Here is a 9,491-nt window from a genome sequence, read left to right on the forward strand (position 1 = left end):
TTTACGCGTAGTGGGCCACTGACTCGGACAAGGAAACCGCACATGCTCATCGAACAAGAAGTGGTAAGGCGCGGCCTGCTGTTAATGAAACTGACACATCCAGCTGAGGCCGCGCTGACCAGCGCATTGCTAGAAACGCTCGACTATGAAAAAAGCGTCCTCCGAGACCCCAACCAGCTTCGGGTAATGGTATTTACGCTGGGAAAAAAACTGTCCACCCAAGGTAAAAAAGGGCTGATCAGTTGGAATGCCTGGTTGCTGCAGTTTGTGAAAGACGGTGCCTTGAGTGAAGAACAGGCCGCCGACTTCAAACGTCAGGCTGAGGATATCCGGCGATGAACGTTTGTTATGGTAACGATCCGTTCGCCGCGATCAGTACGTCGCCTGAGGTGCTGGCCACCCTGCGCTTGCACCTGCGCACGATCGAACAAAGCGCTGACACCCTGCAGGTGCATCTGGCCAGCGAACGGGCGCAAGGGTTTGTCGAAGCGCTGGAAGTGCTCAAGGTGCTTAAGCCCGCCGAACTGGAAAGCCTGTACCTGATCATGGATGACGCCGCTCAGGCGCGCGTCACGGCGCTGCTGCTGTGATCGGTGACGGGATTCACGAAGACGCGCTGCAGCACCTGGTGCAACAGAGCGCGGTCAGGGAGTTTGTCGCCGGCCGTGATACCACCCGTACCAAGTGGACGTTTTCGGTACGCCTCGGCGGGCCGCACTCGCGGCTGATCCCGGTACGGTCGAGGCGGGAGGCGATTCGTACCTGGGCCAGCCTGACGGCAGTGGGGCGGTTTGCCGAAGGGCTCGGCGTGCGAGGCTTTGCGGTGGAACTATGAAGTTTCGCGCCCGCGAAACTGGCCACGGCTTTTAGTTATCGAGAGCGTCGAGCAAATTTGCCCAAGTAGGGGCTTCCCCTGGCTTCGCGTTGTGAGGCAATGCAGGTTTAGGCTCGGGTTTATGCTCGATCAGCCGAAGTGATTGTTGCAGCTCTTGTATCTCTGCACGCAGCAATCGAACCTCTTCAACCAACGAGTGTAGGGCTGGGTGTAAGGCGTCCATTTCAGGTGTAGGGGAAGTGTAGGGCGAGGGTGTCGGGTCAAGTGTAGGGCGGTGTAGGGTGATCCCCTGTGGTTCGCCATAAACACGGATCATTTCTGATAGGTCTATAACCTTTTGCCCTTTACCGTCTAGGCCTGCAGTTACACGGCCTTTAGACACGGCCTCATGCAATGTTGACCGGTGTAAACCGTAGAGTTTTGCCATGCGGCCGATGGTTAATTTTGCCATGTAGGGCAGTGTCGGGTTCTGTCTGTAGGGTGCCCTACAGTCTACTGCTATTTATGAGACTTAACCGACCATTCCCTAACGCGGTCCGGGGGACCTTGTTCGCTACCGTGCGGGTAGGCAGCGCAGCTGCCAGACCCACACGGCAGCTTGTGAAAGACACAGGGTTTGCGCTGGGCGAGCAAACGCAATATCTTTGGGTAATAGATACATAGCATTAAAACGAAAAAACCCTGCCAAGGCAGGGTTTCATTCGGGCCAGCGGCGACGGCAATCGCTCTGGCCAAGGTCTCGGGGAATCTCTGCTTTTCGGTGCGGGGAACGAGACCTGGTAAGCCAATTCTGTCGGGAAAACTCCCGTCTGTCCAGCTTCCAGCCTCCCCCGACACCTCTTCCCGACGCTTGGAATCAAGATGCTTTGGGCCCGGGAAGTAATAGCTGCCGATCAAGGGGATCTCTTCACGGCAGCCGGTATAGCCGGTTAGGTGCGACCCGCAAGGGCGAGAAGGCAATGGCAGGGCAGCGTAAAAACCCAACCACGGGCGCTGTCACTGTCCTAAAACCCACCAACCGCCAGACGCCGAAGAGGGCAGGGGGCGCAGTGGTAAACAATCCCCGAAAGTCTGGAACGCCTGTTGGGAGTGGGAGCCGGGTGGCGCACCTGGAACAAAATCCTCACTGCGTGGAGTCATGCGAGACGCTTTTTTTAAAAGCCGATCGTAGGGGCTCCCACGCCAGTGGGAGCCATCAAGAGCGTCGCGTAGCCATCATTATTGCCGCCAGTGGGCGGCCTTAGACTGGCGTCAGCCATCATTGCTCGTGCTCTTGTCTCTCAGGGTTATTACCCGCTTTGGATCTTTCCCAGCGAGTGGGGGTCCCCCTTTAGGGGGTCGAGCTGGTGAGCGCGTAGCGCGAATGCTCTTGGCTTTTTGCCCTTTTGTACCTTTTCACCTTTATACCTCTCCTATTGGCGTTCTATTGCTGAAGCAATAGCCAACGCAATAGAACGACCAATAGAACGCCACATAGATAATCCAAGACAAAAGCAGAGCAACAGCGCGCCATCCCTACGGTCTGTCGTGGCCGCCCTGCGGGACGCCCAAACCTTCCGGGGGAGCGCCCCGTCAGGCTTTCAGGGTTCCGACTCGCTGCGCGAGCCTCCACCCTCTTTCCTCCCCTGCGCCCTGGACGGGCTTGTCTCGAAAATTCACCCGCGTGCGCGCCCGGCAAAGCCGGACCAACCTGCATTCTGCCATTGCGCGACGTCTCGTTGCGGTCCGTTGTCCCTTTCTCGACTGCTCCATCGCGAATCCAGGTTGGTCCGGTTTTACCTGACGCGCACGCAAGCGGTGCGGCCGGATGCTGCGCACCCTGGTTTCGCCCTGGACGGGCTGCACCAGGGCAGAACGGAAAAATTTGGCCTGGGGGCCATTTTTCCTCACCCCCCTCGTGGGCTCGGGTGGTGTCTGTCCAGCTGTTTCCGCCGTCTTCGCCGGCGGTTTATCAGAGCGGCTAAGGCCGCTCTGGAAGCAGCTTTCAGCTGCCCAAAGTCTGCTGCGTTACCATGCAATTTTCGCCTAGGAGCAAACCTTATGCAGCGTTTAGCCAAACCCTCGGACTACGTCCGGCAAGACGTTCTCGGTCAATCGACCTACGTGCTTCCCTGGGAGCCGCGGCTGTGCCCGGGAAATCCTGCGGACGATCCGGAACTGGGCGCGCAGCTCTATAACGAATTTGCCTGCAACGCCGCTCAGGGCGTGACACCGCGATCACCAGCCGAACAGCTGTCTGACATCATCGGTTGGGCCATAGTTACGCCTGGAGAAGCCGCACGCAGCTTGGCGGCTGACCTCGCGGCGACCTACCAGGGTAAGCATCAGTTTCTAATGGAGGATTTGGAGCTTGGGGATGAGGAAACCAAGCCGCACCGAGCGCACCTGATTTTTCACAATGAGGATATTCGTGATCTGTCGGCTTCACGAGTGATGGCTTTACGTGAACGTATGGTTTTTTAGGTTTATCTATTCATAGCTATAAAATTTAATAAACTGGCAGTTGTGATATATAAAATCGGCGGATATTCAATGAATTATTATGCATCTCTTGGGAATAAAAGTTGTGTCGCAGAAGTTATCGATCCTTTCTTTTTAGCCAAACACATGGATCTTGATTTTAAGAAAACTGGATTGATAAATTTTGATTCCTTGAAAGAAATACATACTTATATAGATGTTTGTTTGAAATTTTTAAGCGATGAAATTATTTTTCTTTCTAACGCATATACTTATTGCGAGCAATACTATTGCGAAAAAATTGTGAGTTGTGTTATGGAGGAAATTGAAGACCGCAGTAAAAAGCTTGGTTATATTTGTTGTGATCTTTTTAGCGAGCTTGCTTCTTCAGAAAAAGCCGCTAAGAAAGCGAAAGAGGATAATATTCGTGAGCCGCTAAACCAAGATCAGTATCAGGAGTTAGCGTCTTCTGAAATTCATAAATTCTTGAAATTTATCGATGAAAAATTCGGATTGAGTTTTATTCAAAAAGATATTTTAGACCAATTTACTAGTATGGCTAATGGGCTTTCCCATTGGATAGGCTTGGATGCAGTAAACCATTTTACTTCTAAGCTTTCTAGGATAAATAGAGAGATTAATTCATTTGAGCGTGCTTTTTCTAAGGCATACAATCAAATTGATTTTGTAAAAAATGCTTTTTTTTCTCAAAATATTAGTTATGTCAATGGAGATGTTGATTACGCTAAAATATACCGAATTTCAAAAAAGAATTTTGGCTATGATAACTTTATGGAGATTATTTGGTGGGGCTCAATAGTTCACACAATTATGAGTGTAAGTGAAGTCGAAAAAGAATTTAGGCCATCTAATCTCCAAAGTGGTTTGAATTTCGAAAAACATGTTGAAAAGCTTTACATAGGTCTTGGCTACTCTGTTTCTACTACTCCGATAACAGGAGATTTCGGAGTTGATCTTCTAGCTACTTCAAACACAGAAAAAATTGCAATTCAGTGTAAAAAATACGCGACGCCTGTAGGTCCAGATGCGGTTATGCAGGTTTATTCAGGAGGAGCGTATTATGGATGTACGAGGTTTTCTGTTTTTTCAGTAAATGGTTTTACAAATGCAGCTACGGAAATGGCAAGTAAGTTAAGAGTTGAACTTTTTAATATTAAATTAGCCGTATAAATCTGTTAAATCTAAGAGAAACGCCTCCTGAGCGCATCTACCGTGTTACGAGTAACGCGTCCTATGTTCAAAAGGCCCCCACACTTGAGAGAGTGCTGGGGGCCTTTTTTTCTGGGCACGGAAACCAACCCCCCCCTACACTGGTACGCCAGCCCCCCCTGCTGTGGTTTTACGCGTAGTGGGCCACTGACTCGGACAAGGAAACCGCACATGCTCATCGAACAAGAAGTGGTAAGGCGCGGCCTGCTGTTAATGAAACTGACACATCCAGCTGAGGCCGCGCTTTACCACTTCTTGTTCGATGAGCATGTGCGGTTTCCTTGTCCGAGTCAGTGGCCCACTACGCGTAAAACCACAGCAGGGGGGGCTGGCGTACCAGTGTAGGGGGGGGTTGGTTTCCGTGCCCAGAAAAAAAGGCCCCCAGCACTCTCTCAAGTGTGGGGGCCTTTTGAACATAGGACGCGTTACTCGTAACACGGTAGATGCGCTCAGGAGGCGTTTCTCTTAGATTTAACAGATTTATACGGCTAATTTAATATTAAAAAGTTCAACTCTTAACTTACTTGCCATTTCCGTAGCTGCATTTGTAAAACCATTTACTGAAAAAACAGAAAACCTCGTACATCCATAATACGCTCCTCCTGAATAAACCTGCATAACCGCATCTGGACCTACAGGCGTCGCGTATTTTTTACACTGAATTGCAATTTTTTCTGTGTTTGAAGTAGCTAGAAGATCAACTCCGAAATCTCCTGTTATCGGAGTAGTAGAAACAGAGTAGCCAAGACCTATGTAAAGCTTTTCAACATGTTTTTCGAAATTCAAACCACTTTGGAGATTAGATGGCCTAAATTCTTTTTCGACTTCACTTACACTCATAATTGTGTGAACTATTGAGCCCCACCAAATAATCTCCATAAAGTTATCATAGCCAAAATTCTTTTTTGAAATTCGGTATATTTTAGCGTAATCAACATCTCCATTGACATAACTAATATTTTGAGAAAAAAAAGCATTTTTTACAAAATCAATTTGATTGTATGCCTTAGAAAAAGCACGCTCAAATGAATTAATCTCTCTATTTATCCTAGAAAGCTTAGAAGTAAAATGGTTTACTGCATCCAAGCCTATCCAATGGGAAAGCCCATTAGCCATACTAGTAAATTGGTCTAAAATATCTTTTTGAATAAAACTCAATCCGAATTTTTCATCGATAAATTTCAAGAATTTATGAATTTCAGAAGACGCTAACTCCTGATACTGATCTTGGTTTAGCGGCTCACGAATATTATCCTCTTTCGCTTTCTTAGCGGCTTTTTCTGAAGAAGCAAGCTCGCTAAAAAGATCACAACAAATATAACCAAGCTTTTTACTGCGGTCTTCAATTTCCTCCATAACACAACTCACAATTTTTTCGCAATAGTATTGCTCGCAATAAGTATATGCGTTAGAAAGAAAAATAATTTCATCGCTTAAAAATTTCAAACAAACATCTATATAAGTATGTATTTCTTTCAAGGAATCAAAATTTATCAATCCAGTTTTCTTAAAATCAAGATCCATGTGTTTGGCTAAAAAGAAAGGATCGATAACTTCTGCGACACAACTTTTATTCCCAAGAGATGCATAATAATTCATTGAATATCCGCCGATTTTATATATCACAACTGCCAGTTTATTAAATTTTATAGCTATGAATAGATAAACCTAAAAAACCATACGTTCACGTAAAGCCATCACTCGTGAAGCCGACAGATCACGAATATCCTCATTGTGAAAAATCAGGTGCGCTCGGTGCGGCTTGGTTTCCTCATCCCCAAGCTCCAAATCCTCCATTAGAAACTGATGCTTACCCTGGTAGGTCGCCGCGAGGTCAGCCGCCAAGCTGCGTGCGGCTTCTCCAGGCGTAACTATGGCCCAACCGATGATGTCAGACAGCTGTTCGGCTGGTGATCGCGGTGTCACGCCCTGAGCGGCGTTGCAGGCAAATTCGTTATAGAGCTGCGCGCCCAGTTCCGGATCGTCCGCAGGATTTCCCGGGCACAGCCGCGGCTCCCAGGGAAGCACGTAGGTCGATTGACCGAGAACGTCTTGCCGGACGTAGTCCGAGGGTTTGGCTAAACGCTGCATAAGGTTTGCTCCTAGGCGAAAATTGCATGGTAACGCAGCAGACTTTGGGCAGCTGAAAGCTGCTTCCAGAGCGGCCTTAGCCGCTCTGATAAACCGCCGGCGAAGACGGCGGAAACAGCTGGACAGACACCACCCGAGCCCACGAGGGGGGTGAGGAAAAATGGCCCCCAGGCCAAATTTTTCCGTTCTGCCCTGGTGCAGCCCGTCCAGGGCGAAACCAGGGTGCGCAGCATCCGGCCGCACCGCTTGCGTGCGCGTCAGGTAAAACCGGACCAACCTGGATTCGCGATGGAGCAGTCGAGAAAGGGACAACGGACCGCAACGAGACGTCGCGCAATGGCAGAATGCAGGTTGGTCCGGCTTTGCCGGGCGCGCACGCGGGTGAATTTTCGAGACAAGCCCGTCCAGGGCGCAGGGGAGGAAAGAGGGTGGAGGCTCGCGCAGCGAGTCGGAACCCTGAAAGCCTGACGGGGCGCTCCCCCGGAAGGTTTGGGCGTCCCGCAGGGCGGCCACGACAGACCGTAGGGATGGCGCGCTGTTGCTCTGCTTTTGTCTTGGATTATCTATGTGGCGTTCTATTGGTCGTTCTATTGCGTTGGCTATTGCTTCAGCAATAGAACGCCAATAGGAGAGGTATAAAGGTGAAAAGGTACAAAAGGGCAAAAAGCCAAGAGCATTCGCGCTACGCGCTCACCAGCTCGACCCCCTAAAGGGGGACCCCCACTCGCTGGGAAAGATCCAAAGCGGGTAATAACCCTGAGAGACAAGAGCACGAGCAATGATGGCTGACGCCAGTCTAAGGCCGCCCACTGGCGGCAATAATGATGGCTACGCGACGCTCTTGATGGCTCCCACTGGCGTGGGAGCCCCTACGATCGGCTTTTAAAAAAAGCGTCTCGCATGACTCCACGCAGTGAGGATTTTGTTCCAGGTGCGCCACCCGGCTCCCACTCCCAACAGGCGTTCCAGACTTTCGGGGATTGTTTACCACTGCGCCCCCTGCCCTCTTCGGCGTCTGGCGGTTGGTGGGTTTTAGGACAGTGACAGCGCCCGTGGTTGGGTTTTTACGCTGCCCTGCCATTGCCTTCTCGCCCTTGCGGGTCGCACCTAACCGGCTATACCGGCTGCCGTGAAGAGATCCCCTTGATCGGCAGCTATTACTTCCCGGGCCCAAAGCATCTTGATTCCAAGCGTCGGGAAGAGGTGTCGGGGGAGGCTGGAAGCTGGACAGACGGGAGTTTTCCCGACAGAATTGGCTTACCAGGTCTCGTTCCCCGCACCGAAAAGCAGAGATTCCCCGAGACCTTGGCCAGAGCGATTGCCGTCGCCGCTGGCCCGAATGAAACCCTGCCTTGGCAGGGTTTTTTCGTTTTAATGCTATGTATCTATTACCCAAAGATATTGCGTTTGCTCGCCCAGCGCAAACCCTGTGTCTTTCACAAGCTGCCGTGTGGGTCTGGCAGCTGCGCTGCCTACCCGCACGGTAGCGAACAAGGTCCCCCGGACCGCGTTAGGGAATGGTCGGTTAAGTCTCATAAATAGCAGTAGACTGTAGGGCACCCTACAGACAGAACCCGACACTGCCCTACATGGCAAAATTAACCATCGGCCGCATGGCAAAACTCTACGGTTTACACCGGTCAACATTGCATGAGGCCGTGTCTAAAGGCCGTGTAACTGCAGGCCTAGACGGTAAAGGGCAAAAGGTTATAGACCTATCAGAAATGATCCGTGTTTATGGCGAACCACAGGGGATCACCCTACACCGCCCTACACTTGACCCGACACCCTCGCCCTACACTTCCCCTACACCTGAAATGGACGCCTTACACCCAGCCCTACACTCGTTGGTTGAAGAGGTTCGATTGCTGCGTGCAGAGATACAAGAGCTGCAACAATCACTTCGGCTGATCGAGCATAAACCCGAGCCTAAACCTGCATTGCCTCACAACGCGAAGCCAGGGGAAGCCCCTACTTGGGCAAATTTGCTCGACGCTCTCGATAACTAAAAGCCGTGGCCAGTTTCGCGGGCGCGAAACTTCATAGTTCCACCGCAAAGCCTCGCACGCCGAGCCCTTCGGCAAACCGCCCCACTGCCGTCAGGCTGGCCCAGGTACGAATCGCCTCCCGCCTCGACCGTACCGGGATCAGCCGCGAGTGCGGCCCGCCGAGGCGTACCGAAAACGTCCACTTGGTACGGGTGGTATCACGGCCGGCGACAAACTCCCTGACCGCGCTCTGTTGCACCAGGTGCTGCAGCGCGTCTTCGTGAATCCCGTCACCGATCACAGCAGCAGCGCCGTGACGCGCGCCTGAGCGGCGTCATCCATGATCAGGTACAGGCTTTCCAGTTCGGCGGGCTTAAGCACCTTGAGCACTTCCAGCGCTTCGACAAACCCTTGCGCCCGTTCGCTGGCCAGATGCACCTGCAGGGTGTCAGCGCTTTGTTCGATCGTGCGCAGGTGCAAGCGCAGGGTGGCCAGCACCTCAGGCGACGTACTGATCGCGGCGAACGGATCGTTACCATAACAAACGTTCATCGCCGGATATCCTCAGCCTGACGTTTGAAGTCGGCGGCCTGTTCTTCACTCAAGGCACCGTCTTTCACAAACTGCAGCAACCAGGCATTCCAACTGATCAGCCCTTTTTTACCTTGGGTGGACAGTTTTTTTCCCAGCGTAAATACCATTACCCGAAGCTGGTTGGGGTCTCGGAGGACGCTTTTTTCATAGTCGAGCGTTTCTAGCAATGCGCTGGTCAGCGCGGCCTCAGCTGGATGTGTCAGTTTCATTAACAGCAGGCCGCGCCTTACCACTTCTTGTTCGATGAGCATGTGCGGTTTCCTTGTCCGAGTCAGTGGCCCACTACGCGTAAA

10 protein-coding genes are annotated in these 9,491 nt (G+C 51.4%); 5 read left to right on the plus strand and 5 right to left on the minus strand.

Annotated elements, in window-relative coordinates:
- Nucleotides 1–42 precede the first annotated feature (42 nt).
- The 5 genes from GHO42_RS00325 to GHO42_RS00345 all read left to right on the plus strand — a co-directional run bounded on the left by GHO42_RS00325 (nucleotide 43) and on the right by GHO42_RS00345 (nucleotide 4,486).
- A complete protein-coding gene (locus GHO42_RS00325; protein WP_073510322.1) occupies nucleotides 43–339 on the plus strand; it encodes a hypothetical protein in 297 nt (98 codons plus the stop codon).
- Nucleotides 336–590 (plus strand): hypothetical protein, encoded by a 255-nt coding sequence (locus GHO42_RS00330; protein ID WP_073510321.1) that lies wholly within the window; start codon nucleotides 336–338, stop codon nucleotides 588–590. Before GHO42_RS00325 ends, GHO42_RS00330 begins: the two co-directional genes overlap by 4 nt.
- Entirely contained in the window at nucleotides 587–835 is a 249-nt protein-coding gene (locus GHO42_RS00335; protein WP_095039478.1) for a hypothetical protein, read from the plus strand. The genes GHO42_RS00330 and GHO42_RS00335 overlap by 4 nt, the downstream gene beginning before the upstream one ends.
- A 2,040-nt stretch (nucleotides 836–2,875) precedes the next feature.
- Nucleotides 2,876–3,298, plus strand: coding sequence for a hypothetical protein (locus GHO42_RS00340; RefSeq protein ID WP_048362296.1), 423 nt, complete (start codon nucleotides 2,876–2,878; stop codon nucleotides 3,296–3,298).
- Between the two features lie 69 nt (nucleotides 3,299–3,367).
- Complete coding sequence (locus tag GHO42_RS00345) at nucleotides 3,368–4,486, plus strand: restriction endonuclease (protein ID WP_095039480.1); 1,119 nt, start codon at nucleotides 3,368–3,370, stop codon at nucleotides 4,484–4,486.
- A gap of 519 nt (nucleotides 4,487–5,005) precedes the next feature.
- Here GHO42_RS00345 and GHO42_RS00350 read toward each other — a convergent pair.
- The 5 genes from GHO42_RS00350 to GHO42_RS00370 all read right to left on the minus strand — a co-directional run bounded on the left by GHO42_RS00350 (nucleotide 5,006) and on the right by GHO42_RS00370 (nucleotide 9,449).
- Nucleotides 5,006–6,124, minus strand: a complete 1,119-nt coding sequence (locus GHO42_RS00350) for a restriction endonuclease (protein WP_095039480.1) — start codon at nucleotides 6,122–6,124, stop codon at nucleotides 5,006–5,008.
- A 69-nt stretch (nucleotides 6,125–6,193) separates the two neighbouring features.
- The gene (locus tag GHO42_RS00355; protein ID WP_048362296.1) at nucleotides 6,194–6,616 is read right to left on the minus strand and encodes a hypothetical protein; all 423 of its coding nucleotides are present in this window, start codon (nucleotides 6,614–6,616) and stop codon (nucleotides 6,194–6,196) included.
- Between the two features lie 2,040 nt (nucleotides 6,617–8,656).
- Nucleotides 8,657–8,905 carry a hypothetical protein gene (locus tag GHO42_RS00360; RefSeq protein WP_095039478.1) on the minus strand — a complete coding sequence of 83 codons (249 nt, stop codon included), beginning with the start codon at nucleotides 8,903–8,905 and terminating at the stop codon, nucleotides 8,657–8,659.
- A complete protein-coding gene (locus GHO42_RS00365) occupies nucleotides 8,902–9,156 on the minus strand; it encodes a hypothetical protein (protein WP_073510321.1) in 255 nt (84 codons plus the stop codon). The genes GHO42_RS00360 and GHO42_RS00365 overlap by 4 nt, the downstream gene beginning before the upstream one ends.
- Nucleotides 9,153–9,449 (minus strand): hypothetical protein, encoded by a 297-nt coding sequence (locus tag GHO42_RS00370; RefSeq protein ID WP_073510322.1) that lies wholly within the window; start codon nucleotides 9,447–9,449, stop codon nucleotides 9,153–9,155. Before GHO42_RS00370 ends, GHO42_RS00365 begins: the two co-directional genes overlap by 4 nt.
- Between the last annotated feature and the right edge of the window lie 42 nt (nucleotides 9,450–9,491).

This window comes from Pseudomonas sp. FSL R10-0056 (assembly GCF_009600105.1).
Lineage (GTDB): Bacteria > Pseudomonadota > Gammaproteobacteria > Pseudomonadales > Pseudomonadaceae > Aquipseudomonas > Aquipseudomonas bubulae.

Excerpts from the sequence above, each read along its gene's own strand:
- GHO42_RS00350 (WP_095039480.1), bottom strand. The coding sequence starts at position 6,124 with ATGAATTATTATGCATCTCTTGGGAATAAAAGTTGTGTCGCAGAAGTT.
- GHO42_RS00325 (WP_073510322.1), top strand. The coding sequence starts at position 43 with ATGCTCATCGAACAAGAAGTGGTAAGGCGCGGCCTGCTGTTAATGAAA.
- GHO42_RS00340 (WP_048362296.1), top strand. The coding sequence starts at position 2,876 with ATGCAGCGTTTAGCCAAACCCTCGGACTACGTCCGGCAAGACGTTCTC.
- GHO42_RS00345 (WP_095039480.1), top strand. The coding sequence starts at position 3,368 with ATGAATTATTATGCATCTCTTGGGAATAAAAGTTGTGTCGCAGAAGTT.
- GHO42_RS00330 (WP_073510321.1), top strand. The coding sequence starts at position 336 with ATGAACGTTTGTTATGGTAACGATCCGTTCGCCGCGATCAGTACGTCG.
- GHO42_RS00365 (WP_073510321.1), bottom strand. The coding sequence starts at position 9,156 with ATGAACGTTTGTTATGGTAACGATCCGTTCGCCGCGATCAGTACGTCG.
- GHO42_RS00355 (WP_048362296.1), bottom strand. The coding sequence starts at position 6,616 with ATGCAGCGTTTAGCCAAACCCTCGGACTACGTCCGGCAAGACGTTCTC.
- GHO42_RS00370 (WP_073510322.1), bottom strand. The coding sequence starts at position 9,449 with ATGCTCATCGAACAAGAAGTGGTAAGGCGCGGCCTGCTGTTAATGAAA.